Here is a 23,198-nt window from a genome sequence, read left to right as displayed (position 1 = left end):
TCCCTTCTGTTTTTAGGGTGTTATATGAAAAACAGGTCCTAAACGGCTACTGCGTTTTCGCGCAGGGCATCGTTCAGTGAGGTTTTCAAGTCAGTGCTTTCTTTCCGCTGCCCGATGATCAAGGCGCAAGGAACCTGGAAAGAACCAGCTGGGAATTCTTTGGTATATGAACCTGGGATTACAACTGAACGAGGCGGCACATAGCCTTTGTATTCTTTTGGTTCAGCGCCAGTCACGTCAATGATTTTAGAGGAACCCGTGATGCACACGTTAGCCCCAATCACCGCTTCTTTACCGATGTGGCAACCTTCCACCAAGATGCTGCGAGACCCGATGAAGGCACCATCTTCAATAATAACGGGAGCAGCCTGAACGGGCTCCAACACGCCCCCCAATCCAACACCACCGCTCAAGTGCACGTGCTTGCCTACTTGCGCACAAGAACCTACCGTAGCCCACGTGTCTACCATGGTTCCTTCGTCTACATAGGCGCCAATGTTGGTGTAAGAAGGCATCAAAATAACTCCTTTAGAAATGTACGCTCCGTACCGCGCCAACGCATGAGGTACCACCCGAATACCCAGTTGGGCGAACCCGCTCTTCAACGGAATCTTGTCGTGGAACTCAAAAGGACCCGCCTCAATTGTTTCCATCTGCTGGATGGGGAAATACATGAGCACGGCTTTTTTAACCCACTCATTCACCTGCCACTTCTCAGTGCCGGTGGGCTCCGCCACGCGCAGTTCCCCGCGGTCCAGGTGGTGGATCACACATCTGATGGCTTCCTGGGAGCTTTTAAGCCCCAATAAAGACCGGTCATCCCAGGTCTTTTCTATCGCTTCTCGTAAATCGTTCATTTCGTCTTTGTGAAAGAATAAGAGGTCAAAATTATTAAATTGTGGCGATGATTCGAAAACGAATTCTGCTGGCCTCTTTGTTGAAGCCGGTTTCTGACACCCGTTTATACGAGAAAATAGGCCAAAGCCTGGTTAAACTCCCTGAGTTTGACGTACATATAGCCGGATTTCAATCCAAAGCTCCCGCTGCTTCTCAAAGTCAACGAATTACCGCTCACCCCATCTTTAACTTCAAAAGGATGTCGGTTCAGAGGTTCACAGCCCAGGTGAAATTTTGGAGACTTCTGAAAGAACTTAAACCTGATTTGCTTCTGGTGGCTACCCATGAGCTCTTACCCATTGGGTGGTGGTATTGCAAGCAACACAACTGCAAGTTGGTGTACGATGTGCAGGAAAACTACTTCCTGAACCTTACTACCCAAAAGGTATACCCTGGTATCTTGGGAAAGGCCTTCGGATTCGGCGTGCGCCTCCTTGAGAAACTCCTAGCACCGGGGGTTGACCATTTTTTTCTGGCTGAGAAATCCTATGCCCAGGAGTTGCCGTTTCTGGACAACAGGTACACGGTTCTTCAAAACAAATATCTTCCGCCTGCCGCTTGTGAAACGCCTAAAAGATCTTTGCCGGTTTCCCTGAAAGAAGTGCAGCCGCTTAGATTGCTTTTCTCGGGGACCATTTCACGGTTGTATGGCGTGCTGGAAGCAATAGAGTTCACAAAGCAGCTACGGGCCTGGGTGCCGGATGCAGAACTCATCATTATTGGTTATTGCGCCGATGCTGCCTTTCTGCAGGAACTTACTTCACGGATACAAGAACTTCCTTTTGTGCAATGGATAGGTGGTGCTCACCTGGTGCCCCATGAAGAGATCCTGACCCAGGAGCAAGTACATCACATCGGTCTTCTCCCCTATCATCCGCACCCAAGCACGTTTAATTGTATCCCTACTAAGTTATTTGAATACATGGGGAACGGCTTGGTGGTGATCACCCAAGAAAACCCCTTGTGGGAGGAAATACTGAAACAAACCAACGCTGGGTTTTCTCACCGTTTTTCCGAAAACCTTACCAAAAACAAAGTGGAGGTTCTCCTAAACAGCACGTACTACCATCGGGGAATTCCCTCAGAGGTGTTCTGGCAGGAAGAAGAGCAGCAAACGCAAGTCATCCTAAAAGGTTTGCTGAAAATTTAAGTTGCTTCAAAATATTTTTAGACAAACCTAAACTTTTATTTCCTTTCACGTATATTTGACAAACTATGAGCAAAGAACTAAGAAACTCCCGTATTGCTGGCCTCGGCCACTATGTACCTGAAAAGGTTGTGAAGAATTCTGATCTGGAAAAATTAATGGATACCTCAGATGCCTGGATTGTAGAACGGACCGGCATAAATGAGCGTCGTTACTTTGAACCAGGCAAGGATACCACCGCTAACATGGCAGCTAATGCAGCCCGGAAAGCCTTGGAGAAAGCCGGTTTGGAGGCCAAAGACCTGGACATGATTGTCTTCGCAACGTTAAGCCCAGACTACTTCTTTCCGGGATCAGGGGTATTGCTCCAGCGCGAATTGGGCATCTCAGACATACCTTGCTACGATGTCCGCAACCAGTGCTCGGGCTTTATCTATGCGCTTTCACTGGCAGACCAGTTCATCAAAACCGGCATGTATGATAATGTGCTGGTAGTGGGTTCTGAAATCCATTCCTCGGGGCTGGACTTTTCAGACAAAGGCCGGTCTGTTTCAGTGATTTTTGGCGATGGCGCCGGAGCCGCGGTTTTGACTCCTTCTGGTAGCTTAGACCGGGGCATTCTGTCCACCCACTTACATGCTCAGGGAGAATTTGCTGAAGAACTCATGACCAAAGGGCCATCCAGCAATGATGCGGAGCGGCTTACGTACCAGACCATTGACAGCGGGGACATTTTCCCTATTATGAACGGAAGCACCGTGTTTAAACACGCGGTAACCCGTTTTCCAGAGGTGATCAACGAAGCTCTGACTCATAATGGCGTTACTGCCGAGGATTTGGACTTAGTGGTACCGCATCAGGCTAACCTGCGCATTACCCAGTTCATTCAGCAGAAAATGAAATTACCAGACAACAAAATCTTCAGCAACATTCAGAAATACGGGAACACTACGGCTGCCTCGGTACCCATCGCGTTTTCCGAGGCTTTTGAGGAAGGCCGCGTGAAAGAAGGTGATCTCATCTGCCTGGCAGCTTTTGGAAGTGGTTTCACCTGGGCTTCTGCCTTAATACGTTGGTAGATTATAATGCAAAGTACCGCCGAAGAAAACTACATCAAGGCCATCTATAAATTATCTGGGGGTGGGGACCACGCAGTGAGCACGACTGCGCTGTCTGACACCCTGGAAACCAAACCTGCCTCGGTGAGTGACATGCTGCGGAAACTGAGCGCTAAAGACCTGGTGCATTACGTAAAATACCACGGCGTGCAACTCACCGATGAAGGAAAGCGGGTGGCCCTGAAGATCATCCGGAAACACCGCCTTTGGGAGGTGTTCCTGGTGCAGAAACTCCACTTCACCTGGGACGAAGTGCATGAGGTGGCCGAACAGATGGAACATGTGAAATCTGAGTTGCTCATTCAGCGCTTAGATGAGTTCCTGGGCCACCCGCGCATAGATCCACACGGCGACCCCATTCCTACCGAAGCGGGCGAACTGCCCGAGGTGGAGCAACGGACTCTCGCCTCCTTGTCGGTGGAGCAAAAAGGGGTGGTTTGTCGAGTAAAAGACTCGCAACCTGCTTTCCTGCAATACCTTAACCGGGTGGGCATTCAGATTGGCACGCAACTGCAAGTATTGGATAAGATACCGTATGATAACTCTTTAGAAATAAGCATCAATAAGTCTAAATCCGTGATTTTGTCTTCAGATGTACTGGAGAAGATTTTTGTCATCAACCCTTAAGGTGCGATTTAGCGCTGATTTTATGAAAACAGGCTCTAAACGCCTAGGGCTTTGGCCTTTGTTCCTGGCTTTCTTGTTGTTGGCCGCCTGCAACCCAGATGATACTCCGGGAGCCAAGGCCCACCAGCAAGGCAAGCTGTACATCGTGACCACAACCAGCATTCTTCGCGATGCAGTGGCCAACGTGGTAGGCGACCGGGCAGTGGTGACTTCCCTGATGGGAGCTGGCGTAGATCCGCACTTGTACAAAGCCGCCTTAGGTGATTTACAAACTCTGCGCGAAGCAGACGTGATCATCTACAACGGCCTCCATTTAGAGGGCAAAATGGGAGAAGTATTGGAAAAGCTGGCCCGCCAGAAAGTAGTCTGGGCGGCCGCCGAAACCATTCCGGAAAGTCAGCTTCGCAGGCCCCCGGAGTTCCAGGATAGTCATGACCCCCATATTTGGTTTAAAGTGCAGCTTTGGAGCCAGGTGGTGGAGCACATTTCTGAGAAACTACAGGAGCAAGACAAACGCAATGCAAAGGTTTACCAAGCCAACACACAACGCTACCGGGCGCAACTAGACAGCCTCCACCGCTGGACCTTAGAGCAGATCACCTCTATTCCAGACCAGCAACGGATTCTGATCACCGCCCATGATGCCTTCGGGTATTTCGGGGATGCCTACAAAATTAGAGTACAGGGTCTGCAAGGCATTTCAACGGTTTCTGAGTTCGGGCTGCAGGATGTGTCTTCCCTGGTCAACTTCATTGTCTCGCGCAAGGTGAAAGCTGTTTTCGTGGAGAGTTCGGTCTCACAGAAAGCAATTGAAGCGGTGCTGGAAGGATGCCGCCAAAAAGGCCATGAAGTGAAACTAGGCGGCACCCTCTACTCCGATGCCCTCGGAGAAACTAATGGCCCTGCCGGAACTTACGCCGGCATGGTGAAGGAGAACGTTGGAAAGATCGTCAAAGCGCTGAAGTGAAAATCGAAGGAGGGAGTGTTTGAATGATTGAGAGAATGATCCTGGGTAAAATGAAGGTTTGAAGGAATAAATAAAGGAATAGATTGAGGTTGATGGAAGCCTGATTGTTTTGGATTCCTGTTTAAAGCTTTCTTTCAAGAAAATGGGTCTAAATCAAAATGCCTTCTTCAAGTCAAAATTTCAAAATTTGTCATGGGCCATTTCCCGTCCATTGTCCTACCGAAAGGAACTTATGGGCAAATGGTAACATAGCAGCTAAATGAATTACTCAGCAGTTTGATGCTAAAGTGTTTCTAAGTGGTACTTTAAAAAATAAAAGAGTCTTGATCCCCCTTAAAAAATTAGCTTCTAAACACTTACAACCAAATTATTAAACAAAGTCTTAAGCTTGCTTTCATATAAAATCCATGATACAACACGTAACGGATCCGGTTTTAGAGGTGCATGATCTTACGGTAAGCTATCAGCGGAAACCTGTGCTGTGGGATGTGGACCTTACCCTTCCCAAACAGGCCTTGGTGGGCATCATCGGGCCAAACGGGGCCGGTAAATCAACCTTGATCAAGGCTATTATGGGATTATTGCCCCTGAACAGCGGCTTTGTGGAGTTGTTCGGGAAATCACTGGAGGAGGTCCGGAAAAAAGTTAGTTATGTGCCTCAACGGGAGTCGGTGGACTGGGATTTTCCTGCCTCAGCCTTGGATGTGGCCATGATGGGAACCTACGGAGGATTAGGGCTTTTCAGGAGGCCAGGGTCAAAGCAACGCCAACAGGCCATGGAGGCCCTGGAAAAAGTAGGCATGCAGGACTTTGCCAACCGGCAGATCTCCCAGCTTTCCGGCGGACAGCAACAGCGGGTGTTCCTTTCCCGCGCTTTGGCTCAGGATGCTGACCTATACCTCATGGATGAACCTTTCGCGGGCGTAGACATCGCCACCGAAACTGCCATAATTGAATTGTTGCGCCAGATGCGGGATACCGGTAAAACAGTAGTTGTGGTGCACCATGACCTGCAGTCGGCGCAGGATTACTTTGACTGGATCATTCTGCTCAATATGCGCCTGGTAGCCTCCGGGCCTACAAGCCAAACCCTTACGCCCGATTTGCTAGAAAAGACCTATGGAGGCCGTTTAACCGAGCTAAGCCGCGTGAGTGAATTGCTGCAAAAACAAAACTTCCCCATCAGGGAAACTAAACCGGTGCGCAAATGAACACTCTCTGGGATTTCCTGAGCATGTCAGACGCCAACGTGCGGTTTGTGACCATTGGGTCGGTGTTGCTGGCGGCCAGTTCGGCGGTAGTGGGCTGCTTCACGGTGCTCCGGAAAAGGGCCTTAGTGGGCGATGCGGTGGCGCACTCGGTACTTCCTGGTGTATGCCTCGCCTTTATCTTAACCGGTGAGAAAAACCCGTTGATTCTTCTTCTGGGCTCCTTCCTGACTGGTTGGCTCTCTCTGGTTATCATTGATGTGATCACAGCCAAAAGCCGCATCAAGGAAGACACCGCTATCGGGTTGGTGCTTTCAGTGTTCTTTGGGGTAGGCATTCTTTTTCTGACTTCCATCCAACACTCGGGTAACGCTAACCAGAGCGGCCTGGATAAATTCCTGTTCGGGAGTGCCGCGGCTTTGGTGGGAAAAGACCTCATCACTTTTAGCGCGGTGGCTTTGCTCCTTTTATTGAGTGTGGTGCTGCTGTACAAAGAATTCAAGCTGATTTCCTTTGACATGGCGTATGCCCGTACCATCGGGTTACCGGTACGGGGCCTGGAACTTTTGCTTACGACCCTTACCGTGTTGGCCGTGGTGGTGGGCATCCAATCGGTTGGGGTGGTCCTTATGTCCGCCATGCTCATTACTCCGGCAGCAGCGGCCCGTTTCTGGACCGATCGACTGGGAATGATGATCTTGATTGCGGCCCTCATGAGTTCCTTCTGCGGAGCCGCCGGGGCGTTTGTGTCCTTCACCGCTCCTGCTATGCCCACCGGCCCCTGGATCGTGATGCTTTTGTCTATATTAGCTATTTTCTCGTTCATCATGGCTCCCAGAAAAGGGCTATTGGCCCGGTACCTGCTTCAACGAGGGGTACGGCGGCAAATGACCCGCGAGAACATCCTCAAAACCTTGTTCCACCTGGGCGAGGCAAAGGGAGAATACGAAAGCAGCTATTCGCGTCAACAGATTCTGGAACGCCGCCAGCAACCTCTGAAGCGCATGAAAAAAGCTTTGCAGCAATTAAGCCGCCAGGGGCTCATCAAAAAAAGCAACCGAAATTGGGCACTTACCCCAGCGGGTAAGAAAGAAGCTCAACGGGTGGTTCGGCTGCACCGTCTTTGGGAACTGTACCTGACCCAATACTTGCAGGTGGCTTCTGACCACGTGCACGAAGATGCCGAATCCATTGAACACGTGCTCACGCCTGAACTGGAAAAACGATTGGAAGAGCTTTTGGACTTCCCCACCGCAGATCCGCACCACTCCTCTATTCCGCAACAGCCATGAACATAGATGCCTTCTGGATCATATTTACCGGTGCCCTGGTAGCTATTTGCTGCAGTTTACTGGGCTGTTTCCTGATCTTACGCCGAATGGCCATGGTGGGCGATGCCATTTCCCACGCGGTTTTGCCCGGCATTGTGTTGGCTTTTCTATTCAGCGGTTCCCGCGAAGTCTGGACCATGCTCATTGGGGCGGCTACCTTGGGTGTGGCCTGTACCTTCCTCATCGAGTTTTTCCATAAAAAAGCAAATGTCTCTGCCGATGCTTCCATTGGCGTCACCTTTACCTGGCTGTTCGCGCTGGGTATTATCCTGATTTCGGTGTATGCCGGAAAGGTAGACCTGGACCAGGATTGTGTGCTGTACGGAGAGATCGCTTACGTTCCCCTTGACATCTGGCTAACGGATAATGGACTGAATCTTGGTCCGCGTACGGTCTGGATTATGGGTGGAGTACTGGTAGTATTATTGCTTTTTATAAGCCTGTTTTACAAACAGTTATACCTCACTTCTTTTGATCCGGCTTTTGCTGCAGCCATTGGCCTTTCCACTACGCTTTGGTATTATCTTTTGATGGGTGCGGTATCATTGACTACTGTGGCAGCCTTTGAATCTGTGGGCGCGATTCTGGTGGTGGCTTTGATGGTGGGACCTCCTGCTACCGCTTACCTGCTCACTGACAACCTAAAGAAAATGCTGTTGATCTCGGCAGGTTTGGGGGTAATTGCGTCAGCCGCAGGATTTTACCTGGCCTTGTGGCTCAATGGATCGGTGGCAGGTGCTATCTCGGCAATGATTGGCCTCCAGTTTCTGCTGGCCTTCATTTTCTCGCCTACCCATGGTCTCCTCTCCCGCCGCCGCAAACCAAACCTTTTGGTGAATGCGTAATTTGCCAGTTTCCTTTTAGGCCTGTTTTCCGGGAATTACCCTTAAAACAGAAAAATTACTTTTGGTAGTCGTCCTTAACTAAACTTGTTTTAGCAGAGGGATTTTAGGCCTAAAGTTTTCCAGGAACACAATAGATGCTTCGGGGTAGCGTATAAGAAGTTGACGTGCTCCTCCCTATTCCAGAACCGGAGGTCACTCCTTTATAGACCCATTACCACAACATGCACTTTCTCTTTTTATTTCTTACTACTTTCTCTTATCTGCTTCCTTCCCCCGCTCTCAAAAAGGCTGCGTTAAATAGTCCCAGCACCCTGGTTCCTGCCAGTGAATTGCAATGGCTAACCTTAGAACAGGCCCTTCAAAAGAACAAGACGAAGCCTCGCAAGATCCTGGTGGATGTCTACACCGATTGGTGTGGCTGGTGCAAGAAGATGGACAAACAGGTGTACCGGAACCCCGAAGTAGTAAAAAAACTGAACCAGGACTTCTATGTGGTAAGACTAAACGCCGAGCAGCGGCAGTCCATCACGGTGCAAGGCAAGACGTACAAGTACCTGGAAAAGTATAAAGCCCACGAATTAGCCTTATCTCTTTTGAACGGGCAGATGAGCTATCCCTCCACCGTTTTCCTTAACGAGAAGCAACAGATCATGGAACGGGTTCCCGGCTATATACCACCCAAAGACTTTCTGCGTGCTTTGGCGTATCTTTCGGAAAAATAGCCCTTAAACGGCTACATACCCAGAAATACCGCTTTGATACCTTCTATACTTTCCAAAGATACCATTGTGGCCTTGGCCACCGCCTCGGGTCATGGGGCCATCGCCATCATTCGGCTTTCAGGTCCTGAGGCCATCTCCATTGTGCAGCGTGTTTTCAAAGGAAAGAACCTGGAAAAACAAGCCTCGCACACCCTGCATTTCGGGACCATCCGCGACGGGGAGAAGATTCTGGATGAAGTAGTGGTTTCCCTGTTCAAAGGGCCTTCCTCGTACACCAAGGAAGACGTGGTGGAAGTTTCCTGTCACGGCTCCCCTTATATCACCGAACAACTCCTGAAACTGTTCCTGCGCCATGGTGCCCGCCTGGCGGAGCCCGGAGAATTCACCAAACGTGCCTTCCTCAACGGTCAGTTTGATTTAGCCCAGGCCGAAGCTGTCGCAGATCTCATTGCCTCTGACTCTGCCTTAACGCACCAGGTGGCCATGAAACAGATGCGGGGCGGGTTTTCGCAGGAAATCAAAGGCCTTCGAGCCCAGTTGATCCATTTCGCTTCCATGATTGAACTGGAACTTGATTTCAGCGAGGAAGATGTGGAGTTCGCTGACCGCGAAGCCCTGCGCCGATTAATAGCCTCCCTCCAACGGCTGATCTCGGACTTGTTGCAGTCCTTTGAAATGGGCAATGTGCTGAAGAACGGGGTACCCACCGTGATCGCCGGTAAACCAAACGCCGGGAAATCTACTTTGCTTAATGCCCTTCTTAACGAGGAAAAAGCCATTGTATCTGACATTCCCGGCACCACCCGAGATGTCATTGAAGACGAAGCAAACATCGGGGGAATCCGGTTCCGGTTCATTGATACGGCCGGACTTCGGGAAACATTGGATACGGTGGAAGCCATTGGGGTAGCTCGTACCAAAGAACAACTCCGCAAAGCGGCCGTAGTCTTGTACCTTTTTGACGTCACCTCCACCAGCCCTACAGAACTGCAAGAGGAACTGAATGCGTTGGACTTACCGCAGGTACCTTATCTTTTACTTGCCAATAAGAAAGACCTTGCCACTGCAGAGCAATTGGCGGCTTTCGCAAGCCAGGAAAATGTGGTCTTTCTATCTGCCGGCACCAAGGTAGGCCTAGACGATCTTAAACAAGCCTTGCTGGATCAGGTAAACGCCAACGAAGCCATGACCGGAGACCGCACCATTGTCACCAACCTTCGTCACTTCCAAAGCCTAAAGAAAACAGATGATGCACTTCTAGAGGTTCTTCAGGGCTTGGACAGTGGCCTCACCGGTGATTGGCTCGCCGCCGATATTCGCCGGTGCCTGTTCTACCTGGGCGAAATAACAGGTGAAATTACTACTGATGATCTGCTGGATAACATCTTCACCAAGTTCTGCATCGGAAAGTAAACAGAGGCTTCCTTTTTGAATAGGCTCAGTAATATTATGGCTGATAAATCCTCTAAGAGGGTAAAACTATCCTGGTTTCTATTGTCATTGGTTCTCTTAAAAAGGTAACTTCATCTTTGTTTTTACAACAGATGGTATAAGCTCCAAAAAATTATAGGGCTAATTTACTTAGAAACGAATTCCAAGCTTAGTCATCAGATTTGCGCTTCCTGTCATTCGCATCTTCATTGTTGGAGGTATCGCTTTCTGCTTTTTTTGCTGCAGCTTTCAAGCGCTCCTGATTTTCTTTTCTTTCCTTGAATTCCTTTTGGCGCTGCTTTTTCTGCTGGTCTGCTGATCTGGTACTCATTGTCTACCTTTTTTAATGTTATTTCAAAAAAATTATAGGTGATTTAATATACTGTTTCTCCGCCTCTTAGATGTACAAAATCTAATTTATAAGTATTTAGATAATCATAGATTAGAGACTTAATGATAAATGATTTAGAAACCTTATTTGTATCAACCAAGCTCTAAACTAAATAACAGCTTAGTTTTCATTCAATTAATTAAACATCCTGCCTTCTTATCAGCTAGTAAACACCCCTACTAGAATCACCTTCCAGTTTCCCCCATTTTCTCGAAAAGGAAGCTAAAAATGCGGATTGAAGCTACATCTGAGGGTCTTTTGCGGAGGGTAATGGTTTTCAGTTCATCGGTAATATCAATTTCGCCGGCGTATTCTGTCTTTGGCCCTTGTTCCTGGGTTCCCACCTCCGTGGGTATCCACCCGGATATTTGGGAGGACCGTTGCCAAACGCTGAAGGGACTTGCCTGGGTTGTTCGGCCATATTCTACATAGACTTTGTAGCGGCCATTATCCAGGCCATGCAGCGATACCTGCGCTATGGGAACGGCGTCAATGTCAATCTTTGCGGTCCATGAATCGGAGGGTTTCAGGCCGAATACGATAGAGGGATCCTGGTAGTCGGCGGTTGCCAGCCAATATAGGGAATACACCATGCCTTGGGGCGTTAGCTTATGCCTTTGAGGAACTTTGGTGATCTGGTCTTCTATCCTGATCTCGGTGTTTTCGAACTGAGGTTTATCGGCATAAAACAAACCCACCGAGGTATAATCCGTCTTAACGTTGATTTTGTCTTCGGGCTGGTGCTCGATGGTGAGCCGAAGCGAATCGTTGAAGTTCAGTTTATCGGAGAGATAGAAACGGTACCCACCTGTGCGGGAGGTCATCAGGTCATAAGCCAGTGCTCCATGGATGGGCAGACTCAGGCCTTTGTCCCACTTGTCTTGAACCGCGTACCAGCCGCCGTTGAAATAATCCTCAGAGCCGGTCCCGTGCAGTTTCAGTTTCCCGTCAAGAAAGGCCCGGTCATCGCCTTCAAAGTAATAGGTGCTGCCCTCTTCCAGTCCCTGGGTTTGCAGGATGGTACCAATATAATGGCCTCTTCCTTTAACATTGGCAATTAAATACGGAACAGCCTGTGGTATATTATATTGCCTCCTGGCCTGCGCGTACAGTTTTCCTTCGTGGGCGGAATCCCTTTTATCATTGGTGTAATAAACGGTGCCTGAAACCAGAATTTCTTCAGGATTCCCCGTTGTTCCTTTGTCGTACTTCAGCCGCACCTCGGCTGATCTATCAACGGGCATGGGTAAATAAGAATACAGTTTATGTTTGTCGGAGCCCAACAACATGGATTGCATGGCGGGTTTTCCAAAGGCAAACCCGAAGAAGGTGTGCAGGGGTAGTTCAAGTGCATTGGTTTTCTCATCATCCCATCGGGCAGTCAGCAATACTTTCTGGTAGGCCTGCAGCAGGTCACTTCCTGCTCCTATTTCAAGCCCTACAATGCGTCCTCCATTATTCATCTCAAAAAGTGTTGCCTCGGCCCCTTTCCGCAGCACCACATTTACTTTCTGGGACTTCAGTTTATCTCCGTACAGAAGGAGCGGCGAGGTTTGTTTGCCCCAGGCGGAGGCGATCTTTTCTAAAACATCTTTGTTTTGGTTTAGCAAAGCGGGAGTGAAAGAACCCATTCTTTCCTTTCTGTCTAAACTGCGGAACTGAATCTGATGGAAGCGGAGGTTCTTGCCGGTGTAAAGAATCTTCAACGACTTCTCGTAAGGGATAGGCAGATAACAGTAAAATCCTCCCAACTGGGTACCACAAAGCGGTGCCACAAAGGGATCATGTTTCCCGGTGAAAAGGTTAATGAACGGAATGCTGATCCTGGGTTTCTTTTCTCCGTCAAAGAAGAATTTAACCGTGTCGGCTTCGGGAGTGGGAGTCCAGATGCGGTTGACCACGCCGGGGCCTTTCAGGTCGGCGAGAACCAATCCGCCGGGTTCCTTTCTGACCGCCGAGTACTTCCCCGAGAACCCGTCATCATTCCCCCCGGTCCTGTCAAAACTGGAGAGTTGTTCCATGTTTCCGGACCGGTATAGAGGAAGCCGGGAGATATCCGCTAAGTTGAGCAACTCCTTCTGGTAATTGGCGTTTTGTCCTAATGCATTCAGACAAGCACCAAAAGAGAACAGGGTAACCAATAGTTGCTTCTTCATACGACTTAGGTTATTTGTTATAAAGGATAGATGAAGCTATATACAATAGAGACTTGCACCCATTTTCAGGAATGAGGCCCTCCTATTCCCTTTTTTAACTTTCCATTGGTCTATTGAGCGTTTGTTTACCAAGCTAAACTTCTACCCTGCTCAACCTCTTTCTGGCTGGAATTCAGCTCAGAAGCAATTAAGACAAGCTAGGCAGCAGGTTGTTTCCTCTCTTAAGATACCTAAAAGAATTAGAGATAAGTATTCAACCAAACCCCTAAGGCGGAAAAGTTATTTTTCCTCTTAAATGCAAATGATTTTAATGCGTTTTGAAGATAAATGGCAAAAAACGGCTTAAAAGTAAATTCTAAGGTTGCCTCGTTTAGAACAACCTCCTTTAAGAACGTAGGTTAATCCAATCAACTGGTAAAGAAAACTTAAGCTTTAGGTGAATTCCTGCCCTTTCATTTGAAAGTTCTTCCCATAAAACCCTATTGCTCTTTAAACCTACTATATCCACCAATGAGAATATTATAATTAATATAAAAATAATTTAAAGCATTTGGAATTAATACTTCTATTTGTTATAATCGTACAATAAATCCTTTATATTATGAAAGATACTATTTCAATAGGACATTATTTAAGACTTACCCAAGGCTTAAAACAGGAACACCTTCAAAGAATGATCAAAAACCAGAATCTGTTGAAACTGGTGACAGGTGAAGCGCACGAACCTGCGGAGTACATCTGTGCCTCTTCTTTCATTGATGAACCTTCTCTTTTTGGGCAATACCTGGCGAACATCACCTACCTGGGCTTTGATAAAGAAAGCTTCTATTTTATTGATATAGATGGATACCTGATCAAGAGCAACTATACTGTCACCAATCTCGGGCAAAACTCAGTTATTGTGTTGACCAGTACCAGTGTTCACCCAACCGAAGATGCCGTAAACGTGTTGCAGTTCAATCTCGCCACCAATATTACCCACCTGATCAGGAAGAACATTTTTTCCCGACAGGTAGCAGCGGTTTGCTCTTAAAAGAACGAAGCTTTTCATTGACCTTTGGCTTTTCGGGAAACCAGGTAAAGTAAAAATGCCTTATCTTCCCGGAAAATAGCTTTTCCCCTGTTTTTGTAAAAGGAGCCTTAAAGCGTCTACAGCTAAAGCAACATCCTACATGAGCCAACTTTCCGTTCAGCAGCTACGGGCTGCCTTTCCTGCCTTAAGAGAAAAAGAAAACCAGAAAACCTTTATTTTTTTCGATGGTCCGGGCGGAACGCAGATGGCGCAGCAGGCGGTAGATGCCATAGTCAGCTACATCACCAACGGGATGGCGAACTTGCACGGGGCTTTCCCCACCAGTGTCAAAACTGATGCCTTGCTGGAGGATGGCCGCACCGCAGTGGCCGATTTATTGAACTGCTTTCCTGCTGAAGTTGCTTTTGGGCAAAACATGACTTCTTTGGCTTTTTCCATTGCAAGAAGTCTTTCGCCCTTTATTACCTCTGAAGATGCGATAGTAGTCACCGAATTAGACCACCGGGCGAATGTTGATCCCTGGGTGACGTTGGCGAAAGACAAAGGAGCCAAGGTTAATTTCATTCCCGTTCATCCCGAAACCTATACCCTGGAACTGGAGAACCTGGACGAGATTATCACCGAGAATACAAAACTGGTAGCGGTGGGCTTGTCTTCTAACGTCACCGGCACTGTCACCAACATTAACAGAATCATTGCTCGGGCAAAAGAGGTGAAAGCCTTGGTGATAATAGATGCGGTGCACGCTGTTCCCCACCTTTCCCTTGATTTCAAAGCGATGGGGTGCGATGTGTTGCTGTGCTCGGCTTACAAGTTTTTCGGGCCGCATGTGGGCATTGCAGTCATCGCCGCTTCGCTGTTCGAGAAATTACCGGTCTACAAACTGGCTCCGGCTCCGCAGAACATCCCAGACAAATTGGAAACCGGAACCCAGAACCATGAAGCCATCGCCGGTTTGATTGGGGCTATATCTTTCATCGAGAGTTTAGGGGAAGGCAGTACCCGGCGCGACCGACTGCAATCAGGCATGCACCGGATAGCCGCCCACGAACAGGAACTGACTGACCGACTGGAAACTTTCTTAAGGGAAACTCCCGAGGTCCGTCTGTACCGGGCTCCCGCCGATACCCAAAAAACCCCAACCTTTGCCTTTACCCTGGGCCAAGTGAATGCCCGCGAGGTGACCCAATGGTTTGCCCAAAACTATAACATGTGCATCGCCGATGGTCACTTCTATGCCTCTACCATGGCCGAGAAACTGAACGTCAACCCTCAGGGTGGCTGGGTCAGGATTGGTTTGGCGCCTTACAATACCTTGGAAGAAGTAATGCTCTTTGAGAAGGGCTTGCGGGAGTTTATTTCTTCCCATGTCAGGGAACGACAAGGTTCTCTGGCTTGATGATCTTTTTGTTTTAGGCCTTCTTTTCTGAAAACGGCCCGATATCACTTGGTCACTCAAGGAAGGTTTCTTCGCTCATCCTTATTTTCCGTAAATTGCGCGGTACCTAAGCTAGAGAGAAGTGCTGGAGATTATTTATGAAGACGCGCACTACGTAGCCATCAACAAGCCCAACGGGTTACTGGTGCACCGCACGCGCATTGCCGAAGAGAAAAAAGAGTTTGCTCTTCAATTGCTACGCGACCAACTGGGTTACCGACTTCACGCCGTGCATCGGTTGGACCGGGGAACATCTGGCGTGCTTCTTTTCGCAAAATCGCCGAAAGCCACGGCCCCTTTGGTGAAAGCCTTCGCTGAACGCCAACCAGACAAAACGTACCTGGCTATTGTGCGCGGGTACGCTCCCGAAGCAGGTACCATTGATAGCCCCATCCGCCCTGATAAAGACCACCCCAACAAGGAAGCCCAGGAAGCGGTTACCCATTTCAACCGTTTGGGCACCATTGAATTACCCATTCCCGTGGGGCGGTACGAGACTTCGCGTTATAGTTTAGTCAGGATAAAGCCAGAGACCGGGCGTATGCACCAAATAAGGAAGCACTTCGCGCATCTCAGGCATTATATCATCGGAGATAAAAAACACGGGGATTGGCGCCATAACCGTATGTTTCTGGAGGAATTAAATAGCCCCAGCCTTCTGCTGCACGCGGCTTCGCTCACTTTTGAGCATCCTTTTACAGGTGAAAGTATTCAGATGAAAGCCCAGATTCCTGAGAACATGCAACGGCTTTGCCAGCGGTTCTCTTGGTTAACCCTGCTGGAAAACGAAGAAGACCTTCCGCAGCCCTTGCCTGTTTACCCAGATACCATCCTCCAGAACATCGGTGGTGATTTAAAGGCCTAGAAATTTTAGATTTCCTACCGGTAAACTTCGGATTTCTTTTTAGAAGTTCGCCGGGCCGGCGAGGAAACATAATACAAGACAAACCCCGAGAGTACCGTTAAAAGGCCCATAAGGGAAAATACCTTTAGGAGAAGGTTCCCGATGTTGTCCCGGCCCTGATAGTCCATGGTGTGCAGCATCCAGAGAAAGTCAAACCTGCGCCATTGGTTGTGCCTGATGGCTTGAAAAGTTCCTAGCTCAGCGGAGATATACACGGTGCAGGCAGGCTCCCGGAAGGTGATGGCCCAGGCGGGTAGAGGTTTTTCGCGGTATTCGTGGTGCCCTCCTACCTGGGTCAGGTACTCTGTTTTCTCTACCTCGGCCGGTTCTTTCACGGTGTTCCGGGCAATCTGCAGGGCCTCTTTTTTACTCACCGGAGACCTCAGTTCACCAGTCATTGCGTTGGCTAACTGCACCTTTTCTATTCCGGATGACAAACTTTCAGCCGAATGAGAGTTGCTTTCATGCGTGGGCTGCCTTTTCTCGGGAGAAGTGAAGTAACGGATCTGGTAGGTAGGAACCCCTACTACCTCAATAAGCTGGATGGATTGTAAGGAATCTACCTGTATATTGGTCTTTAAATGGGTTAAGGGAACCTGCGGAGAGACCATAAATAAGGCCGCTGATAGGTACCTTTTCTCTTTCCTTAAATGATCGCCATGCACTTTATCCAAATCGTTCCAACTGAAATAAAGGCCGCCTAAGGTCCAGAAGAGAAACTGAATCCCTAAGACCAGCCCAAAGTACCGGTGGAACTTTCTTATATAATAGTGTGAGGTTTTAGCCATGGCCCATCAAGAGCAGACAAGATAAAGAACACCTTGCGAATCTTTCCGTTTAGAGGCTCCTTTTGAAAAAAGCCCCTAAAAAATTTCGTTTATTTCGGGGAGCAATAATCCTTTAGGTAAGTGGAACGAAGCAAACCGGTCACTCACCAACCAATTTCAACCTTTAATAAGGGTAATTTGCATGATTCTATTTTGGATTAGATGCTATCTCTTGACCTAAAGTCCAATACAAAAAAGTAGTCTTGCGTTTTTTCATCGCGTTTAGTAACTGCGAGCCTCAATATACTACTAATCAACATATTATTGGATATTGAGTAATCTAGGAAGCTTCTTAGCTCCCTACCGGATACGTTCCAAAATCCAGATTTATGGCGGTTTTCTTAAAACTTCCTCAAAACCAGAAATTCTCCTTACAGGATATGCTAGACCTTTGCAGATTTTCTATTCAGAAGAGCGGAGTAATAGAAAAATAATTTATTTTATCTTTCTATTTTTAAAATAATTATTGAAATGTTAAAACATAATAGTATATTTCTCTACCTTAAGGGATGTCAGCCTAGGCAGATCTAAGTTCCATTTTCAATAAACCTATTACTCTTATGGAGGAAGAGGAAAAATGGGTAAAGTCAGAAATATCTTAGCAAACAAAGGGCACAAAATCTATTCCATTGAACCCGACGACACCGTGTACCAGGCACTGGAGTTGATGTGCGAGAAAAACCTGGGCGCTTTACTGATCATAGACCGAGGGAGGTTTACCGGCATCTTCACCGAGCGGGACTATGCCCGCAAAGTAATCTTGAAGGGAAAAGCCTCCAAGGAAACCCTGGTTAGGGAAATCATGAGCGAACGCCCCGCTACGGTCACCCCAGACACGTCCATTGAAGATTGCATGAAACTGATGACCTTAAGCTACATTCGGCACCTTCCCGTGTTAGAGAACGACGAATTGGTAGGGTTGATCTCCATCGGGGACGTGGTAAAGTACATCATTGACGAACAGAAATTCATCATAGAGAACCTGGAGCATTACATAACCGGTCACTAAGGCACAAAGGCCCTGGTGTGTTCACAAAATTCTTTCTTCATGCGGTAAACCAGAATCCAAACGATTCCCTGGAGGGGATGCGCTTTGACCAATTCTCCCGAAACTCCTACCCTGCTTTGGCCCTTGTTGGTCTACGCGGCCATTGTGCTTAGCCTGGCGGGCATCATCCTTACCATTTCCCATTTCCTGGGCGGCCGGCACAACGAGCGTGCCACCGCCGAGCCCTATGAAGGAGGCATCATCAGCACGGGTACGGCCCGCCTGCGCTTCTCCTCGCAATTCTACCTCATTGCCATGCTCTTCGTCATCTTTGACGTGGAGACCATTTTCATTGTGTCCTGGGCCATCGCGTTCCAGGAACTGGGCTGGTACGGGTATTTCGGGGCGCTGGCGTTTATCGTGCTGCTGGTGGTGGTGCTTATCTACGAGTGGCGCAACGGGGCCCTGGACTTCGGTCCGGATGGCAGGAAGATTCTGCAGGCATATAAGAAAATCACCTTTAAAGAAGAGACCCGGCATGAAGTGGTGGCTGAGTAGACCAGAACAACCCACGGGCACCGTGAAAGGCACGGGCTCTTACGAGGACACCATGCAGCAGAGCATTATGCTCAGTTCCATGCAAAGTCTGCTGGCCTGGGGCCGCCGCAATTCCATGTGGCCGTTCCACTTCGGGCTGTCCTGCTGCTTTGTGGAGATGGCCACCAGCATGACGCCCAAGTACGACCTGGCCCGTTTCGGGGCAGAGGTGATCCGGGGCACGCCCCGCGAGGCCGATGTCATGATCATCGCCGGCACGGTCTTCATCAAAATGGCCCCCATTATCCAGCGCCTCTACGAACAGATGATGGAGCCCCGCTGGGTGATCTCCATGGGCTCCTGCGCCAACTCGGGCGGCATGTACGATATCTACAGCGTAGTGCAGGGCGTGGACAAATTCCTGCCCGTGGATCTGTACGTACCCGGCTGCCCGCCCCGCCCCGATGCGTTCATGGAAGGCTTGGTGCTGCTGTCAGAATCGGTGGGGAAAGAGAAGCGCCCGCTGAGCTGGAGCGTGGGCGAACAGGGCATCATCCGGCCGGATAAAACCGAGGTAAAGGCGCGCAAAGTGGAATACCGCCGGCAGATGACCGATTTCCGGTCGCCGGACGAGATATAGTTCAGGATACCTTCAAGTAGAATTCAAGACATCAGGATAAACCCAAATAGTTAGTGGAACCCCGTCAGTGTAGAGGAATGAAATAGGTACGCAAGGAAAAGGATCTGCCCCTGAATGGGGGTACAAAACTCCTGTACAATGGAAAGCAACGGCAACCTTCTGGCGCAACTGCAATCCCGTTTCGGTGAGGGCACCTTCACCGTCCAGACCACCAAGGATGAGATCCTCACCCTCTGGATGCCCGTGGCCCAAGCCAAAGAGATCCTGCATTACCTCAAGAAAGAAATCCCGCAGCCTTTCCCTTTCCTCTACGACCTCTGCGCCCTGGACGAGCGCACCCGCAACCGCGCCACAAACCACGTCCCCCACGCTGATTTCACGGTCGTCTACCACCTGTTCTCCTACACCCGAAACCAATTCATCCGGCTGAAGGTGGGTTTGTTTGGCGAGTACCCTTCCCTGCCCAGCATCACCGGGCTTTGGGCTAACGCCAACTGGTACGAGCGGGAGATCTATGACCTGTTCGGGATCAAGTTTGAGGGGCATCCGCACCTGTCACGTATTCTCATGCCCCGCACCTGGGAAGGCCATCCGCTGCGCAAAGAGCATCCGGCCCGGGCCACCGAGATGGGACCGTTTCGGCTGTGGGACGAAAAGCAGGATCGCGAACAGGAGGCCTTGAAGTTCAAGCCCGAGGAATGGGGCATGGCGCGCCAGAGCGAAGACAGCGATTTCATGTTCCTCAACATCGGGCCGCAGCACCCGGGAACGCACGGCGTTCTGCGCATCATCCTGCAACTGGACGGCGAAGACATAGTGGATGCGGTGCCCGAGATCGGGTTCCACCACCGCGGGGCGGAGAAGATGGGCGAGCGACAATCCTGGCACACCTACATTCCTTATACTGACCGGGTGGATTACCTGGGCGGCGTGATGAACAACCTGGCCTACCTGCTGGCGGTGGAGAAACTGGCGGGCATTGAGGTACCCGAGCGGGTGAAGGTGATCAGGGTGATGATGTGCGAGTTCTTCCGGATTGCGAGCCACCTGGTGTGGTACGGCACCTTCGCGCAGGACCTGGGCCAGCTCTCGCCGGTCTTCTACATGTTCAGTGACCGCGAGAAAGTCTTTGAGGTGGTGGAGGCCATCTGCGGCGGGCGCATGCACCCCAACTGGTTCCGCATCGGCGGCGTGTCGCAGGATCTGCCCAAAGGATGGGAAACGCTGGTGCAGGGTTTTCTGGACTATTTTCCCAAAAGGCTCAAAGAATACGACAGCATGGTGCTGAAAAACAGCCTGTTCAAAGCGCGTACCGTGGGCATAGGCATCTTTACCGCCGAGGAAGCCATTGAGTGGGGCGTGACCGGCGCCAACCTGCGGGCCTGCGGCCTGAACTGGGATTTCCGGAAAACGCGGCCTTACTCCGGTTATGAGCTGTTCGACTTTGAGGTGCCCACCGGGCAGAACGGCGACTGCTACGACCGGGCGCTGGTGCGCGTGGCCGAGATGCGGCAGAGCCTCCGCATCATTGAGCAGTGCCTCAAGAACATGCCCGCGGGTCCGTTCAAAGCCGACCACCCTTTGACCACGCCGCCCATCAAGAAACACACCATGCAGGACATCGAGACGCTCATCACGCACTTTTTGAACGTGAGCTGGGGACCGGTAATCCCGGCCGGAGAGGCCATGAGCTGCATTGAGGCCACCAAAGGCGCCAACAGCTATTACCTCACCTCAGACGGCAACACCTCGGCCTACCGCGTCCGCATCCGCACTCCTTCCTTCCCCCACATGCAGATGCTGCCCTACATCACCCGCGGCTACACCGTCGCCGACCTGCTTTCCATCCTCGGCGCCATGGACTACGTGCTGGCGGATATTGACCGGTGAAGAATGAGTGAATGAGTGAATGAGTGGTTGAGAGAATGAAGATGGATCATTCGGCAGAAGCGCTACCAACAGACTTCCGTTTTGAGGCCGATTTTTGGAAAACAGGTCTAAAACGACCTAGCAGAAATCTGGAAGTTGAAGGTTGCGGCAGAAAGCCGAGGAGTTCTAAAGATACAGTGAATGTCCGCCTGAGTTCTCTGTTTTTAGGCTGGTTTCTGGAAAACAGGCCTGAAACAGGGAACATCAGGTGAGTTAACCAAGACGAAAACATCGACTTAAGCTATAGAACAGCGGGGCTGCTGCCTTTGCTGAGGAAAACAACCAGAACCTAACCCAAGAACAGATGCTGACCACGGAGGAAATCGCGCAGATTGAACATGAGATTAGCCTGGTGCCGCAGAAGAAGGCGGCCTGCATTGAAGCCCTGAAGGTGGTGCAGCAGCACCGCGGCTGGGTCTCAGACGAAAGCCTGAAGGACACCGCTACCATGCTGGGCATGTCGGCGGAGGAGCTGGACAGCGTGGCCACGTTCTACAACCTCATTTTCCGGCAACCGGTGGGCCGCCACGTGATCCTGCTCTGCGACAGCATCAGCTGCTGGGTCATGGGCTACGAGCAGATCAGGGACCACCTCATGCAGAAACTGCAGATCAAGTATGGCGAGACCACCCCAGATGGCCGCTTCACGCTCCTGCCCAACGTCTGCCTGGGCACCTGCGACCATGCCCCCGCCCTCATGATTGATGACCATCTGTACCAGAACGTGACTATTGAGGAGTTAGACGCCATCCTGCACCACCACCGATAAACCGCCCCGGCAAAGCCCATGGAAAGACCCTTGACCAAACACATCCACCCGGATAGAGAGCCTCTCAGCCTGCAGGAGTACGAGCACGTGGGCGGCTACCAGGCGGTCCAGAAAGCCCTGCTGGAGCTCTCGCCCGAGGCGGTAGTGACGCTGGTGAAAGACTCCAACCTGCGGGGCCGAGGCGGGGCCGGATTCAACACCGGGCTCAAGTGGAGCTTCGTACCGATGGGGCCGGACGTACCGAGACCAAAATACCTGGTGGCCAACGCCGATGAAATGGAGCCCGGCACTTTCAAAGACCGGCTGCTGCTGGAAGGCAATCCGCACCAATTGATTGAGGGCATGATCCTAGCCTCCTACGCTATTGGGGCGGATATCTCCTACGTGTTCCTGCGCTGGGCCTACAAAAAGGCCGCGCAAGGCATCATCAAAGCCATTCAGGAAGCCTATGACGCGGGTTACCTGGGGAAGAACATTCTGGGCACGGATTTTAGCCTGGAGATGCATTTGCATACCGGGGTGGGCCGCTACATGTGTGGCGAGGAAACCGCCCTGCTCAACGCCTTGGAGGGCAAACGCGCCATGCCGCGGGCCAAACCGCCGTTTCCGCAGGTGAGCGGGCTGTACGGCAAACCCACCATCGTGAACAACGTGGAAACGCTCTGCTGCCTGCCGCACATCGTGAACCATGGCGCCGAATGGTTCAAAGGCCTGAGCCGCACCCAGGATGCGGGCACCAAGATCTACGGCGTGAGCGGCAAGGTGAAACGGCCCGGCGCCTGGGAACTGCCCATGGGCGTGACCATCCGGGAATTGGTGGAAGAATACGCCGGCGGCATGCTGGACGGCTACAGGTTCAAGGGCGCGCTGCCCGGCGGCGCCTCCACCGACTTTTTGGTAGAACAGCACCTGGACACGCCTATGGATTACACCTCCATCGCGGCGGCGGGCAGCCGCATGGGCACGGGCACCATGATCATTTTGGATGACCAGACCTGCCCCGTGGGTTTCGTGCACAACCTCCAGCATTTCTTCGCGCAGGAGTCCTGCGGTTTCTGCACGCCTTGCCGTGAGGGGCTGCCCTGGGTGGAGAAAGTCCTACTCTCTATAGACCGTGGCGAAGGTCGGCCCGAGGACATGAACATTCTGGATTTCCATACCAAATACCTTGGTCCGGGCAACACCTTCTGCGCCCTTGCTCCCGGTGCCATGGAACCCCTGCAGAGCGCCCTGAAATATTTTAGGGAGGATTTTGAACGCCACATCCACGATCACCAATGTCCCTGGAAGTAG

At 50.5% G+C, this 23,198-nt stretch carries 22 protein-coding genes; 18 read left to right on the top strand and 4 right to left on the bottom strand.

What is annotated here, in order from left to right:
• Window positions 1-38 precede the first annotated feature (38 nt).
• Window positions 39-857 (bottom strand): 2,3,4,5-tetrahydropyridine-2,6-dicarboxylate N-succinyltransferase, encoded by an 819-nt coding sequence (locus EFB08_RS11850; protein ID WP_123127183.1) that lies wholly within the window; start codon window positions 855-857, stop codon window positions 39-41.
• A gap of 47 nt (window positions 858-904) precedes the next feature.
• Here EFB08_RS11850 and EFB08_RS11845 point away from each other — a divergent pair, with 47 nt between their 5' ends.
• From EFB08_RS11845 to mnmE, 9 genes are all read left to right on the top strand, one after another.
• Window positions 905-2,047 carry a glycosyltransferase family protein gene (locus tag EFB08_RS11845; protein ID WP_123127182.1) on the top strand — a complete coding sequence of 381 codons (1,143 nt, stop codon included), beginning with the start codon at window positions 905-907 and terminating at the stop codon, window positions 2,045-2,047.
• Window positions 2,048-2,112: 65 nt separating this feature from the next.
• Complete coding sequence (locus EFB08_RS11840; RefSeq protein WP_123127181.1) at window positions 2,113-3,123, top strand: 3-oxoacyl-ACP synthase III family protein; 1,011 nt, start codon at window positions 2,113-2,115, stop codon at window positions 3,121-3,123.
• A 6-nt stretch (window positions 3,124-3,129) separates the two neighbouring features.
• Window positions 3,130-3,789 (top strand): metal-dependent transcriptional regulator, encoded by a 660-nt coding sequence (locus EFB08_RS11835; protein WP_123127180.1) that lies wholly within the window; start codon window positions 3,130-3,132, stop codon window positions 3,787-3,789.
• A 22-nt stretch (window positions 3,790-3,811) separates the two neighbouring features.
• The gene (locus tag EFB08_RS11830; protein ID WP_227006313.1) at window positions 3,812-4,756 is read left to right on the top strand and encodes a metal ABC transporter solute-binding protein, Zn/Mn family; all 945 of its coding nucleotides are present in this window, start codon (window positions 3,812-3,814) and stop codon (window positions 4,754-4,756) included.
• 407 nt (window positions 4,757-5,163) lie between these two features.
• On the top strand, window positions 5,164-5,967 hold the full coding sequence (locus EFB08_RS11825) for a metal ABC transporter ATP-binding protein (protein ID WP_123127178.1): 804 nt from the start codon (window positions 5,164-5,166) through the stop codon (window positions 5,965-5,967).
• Entirely contained in the window at window positions 5,964-7,256 is a 1,293-nt protein-coding gene (locus tag EFB08_RS11820) for a metal ABC transporter permease (RefSeq protein ID WP_123127177.1), read from the top strand. The genes EFB08_RS11825 and EFB08_RS11820 overlap by 4 nt, the downstream gene beginning before the upstream one ends.
• Entirely contained in the window at window positions 7,253-8,140 is an 888-nt protein-coding gene (locus EFB08_RS11815) for a metal ABC transporter permease (RefSeq protein WP_123127176.1), read from the top strand. The genes EFB08_RS11820 and EFB08_RS11815 overlap by 4 nt, the downstream gene beginning before the upstream one ends.
• A gap of 221 nt (window positions 8,141-8,361) precedes the next feature.
• Window positions 8,362-8,862, top strand: a complete 501-nt coding sequence (locus EFB08_RS11810; protein WP_123127175.1) for a thioredoxin family protein — start codon at window positions 8,362-8,364, stop codon at window positions 8,860-8,862.
• Window positions 8,863-8,895: 33 nt separating this feature from the next.
• Complete coding sequence (gene mnmE, locus EFB08_RS11805; RefSeq protein ID WP_123127174.1) at window positions 8,896-10,275, top strand: tRNA uridine-5-carboxymethylaminomethyl(34) synthesis GTPase MnmE; 1,380 nt, start codon at window positions 8,896-8,898, stop codon at window positions 10,273-10,275.
• Window positions 10,276-10,462: 187 nt separating this feature from the next.
• Here the strand turns inward: mnmE and EFB08_RS23515 are convergent, their stop codons facing one another.
• Together EFB08_RS23515 and EFB08_RS11800 are read right to left on the bottom strand one after the other, a co-directional pair.
• A complete protein-coding gene (locus tag EFB08_RS23515; protein ID WP_165864871.1) occupies window positions 10,463-10,624 on the bottom strand; it encodes a hypothetical protein in 162 nt (53 codons plus the stop codon).
• Window positions 10,625-10,869: 245 nt separating this feature from the next.
• Window positions 10,870-12,840 carry a glycoside hydrolase family 172 protein gene (locus EFB08_RS11800; RefSeq protein WP_123127173.1) on the bottom strand — a complete coding sequence of 657 codons (1,971 nt, stop codon included), beginning with the start codon at window positions 12,838-12,840 and terminating at the stop codon, window positions 10,870-10,872.
• Between the two features lie 673 nt (window positions 12,841-13,513).
• Here EFB08_RS11800 and EFB08_RS11795 point away from each other — a divergent pair.
• From EFB08_RS11795 to EFB08_RS11785, 3 genes are all read left to right on the top strand, one after another.
• Window positions 13,514-13,873: a hypothetical protein gene (locus EFB08_RS11795; protein ID WP_123127172.1), complete on the top strand. Its 360-nt coding sequence runs from the start codon at window positions 13,514-13,516 to the stop codon at window positions 13,871-13,873.
• A 139-nt stretch (window positions 13,874-14,012) separates the two neighbouring features.
• Entirely contained in the window at window positions 14,013-15,272 is a 1,260-nt protein-coding gene (locus EFB08_RS11790; protein ID WP_123127171.1) for a cysteine desulfurase-like protein, read from the top strand.
• A 121-nt stretch (window positions 15,273-15,393) separates the two neighbouring features.
• On the top strand, window positions 15,394-16,176 hold the full coding sequence (locus tag EFB08_RS11785) for a pseudouridine synthase (protein WP_123127170.1): 783 nt from the start codon (window positions 15,394-15,396) through the stop codon (window positions 16,174-16,176).
• 14 nt (window positions 16,177-16,190) lie between these two features.
• Here the strand turns inward: EFB08_RS11785 and EFB08_RS11780 are convergent, their stop codons facing one another.
• Window positions 16,191-17,003, bottom strand: a complete 813-nt coding sequence (locus EFB08_RS11780) for a hypothetical protein (protein WP_123127169.1) — start codon at window positions 17,001-17,003, stop codon at window positions 16,191-16,193.
• 616 nt (window positions 17,004-17,619) lie between these two features.
• On the opposite strand from EFB08_RS11780, the gene EFB08_RS11775 reads away from it, so the two are divergent.
• From EFB08_RS11775 to nuoF, 6 genes are all read left to right on the top strand, one after another.
• Entirely contained in the window at window positions 17,620-18,051 is a 432-nt protein-coding gene (locus tag EFB08_RS11775; RefSeq protein WP_123127168.1) for a CBS domain-containing protein, read from the top strand.
• Window positions 18,052-18,135: 84 nt separating this feature from the next.
• Window positions 18,136-18,588 carry an NADH-quinone oxidoreductase subunit A gene (locus EFB08_RS11770; RefSeq protein ID WP_227006312.1) on the top strand — a complete coding sequence of 151 codons (453 nt, stop codon included), beginning with the start codon at window positions 18,136-18,138 and terminating at the stop codon, window positions 18,586-18,588.
• Entirely contained in the window at window positions 18,569-19,207 is a 639-nt protein-coding gene (locus EFB08_RS11765) for an NADH-quinone oxidoreductase subunit B (protein ID WP_123127167.1), read from the top strand. Before EFB08_RS11770 ends, EFB08_RS11765 begins: the two co-directional genes overlap by 20 nt.
• Window positions 19,208-19,345: 138 nt before the next feature.
• A complete protein-coding gene (nuoC, locus tag EFB08_RS11760) occupies window positions 19,346-21,097 on the top strand; it encodes an NADH-quinone oxidoreductase subunit C/D (protein ID WP_123127166.1) in 1,752 nt (583 codons plus the stop codon).
• 343 nt (window positions 21,098-21,440) lie between these two features.
• On the top strand, window positions 21,441-21,905 hold the full coding sequence (gene nuoE / locus EFB08_RS11755; RefSeq protein ID WP_123127165.1) for an NADH-quinone oxidoreductase subunit NuoE: 465 nt from the start codon (window positions 21,441-21,443) through the stop codon (window positions 21,903-21,905).
• An 18-nt stretch (window positions 21,906-21,923) separates the two neighbouring features.
• Window positions 21,924-23,198, top strand: a complete 1,275-nt coding sequence (gene nuoF, locus EFB08_RS11750; RefSeq protein WP_123127164.1) for an NADH-quinone oxidoreductase subunit NuoF — start codon at window positions 21,924-21,926, stop codon at window positions 23,196-23,198.

It is taken from the genome of Rufibacter latericius (assembly GCF_003721515.1).
In the GTDB taxonomy this organism is placed as follows: Bacteria; Bacteroidota; Bacteroidia; order Cytophagales; family Hymenobacteraceae; genus Nibribacter; species Nibribacter latericius.
The sequence above is the reverse complement of the archived record's forward strand: the minus strand, read 5'-3'. Positions and strand labels throughout refer to the sequence as shown.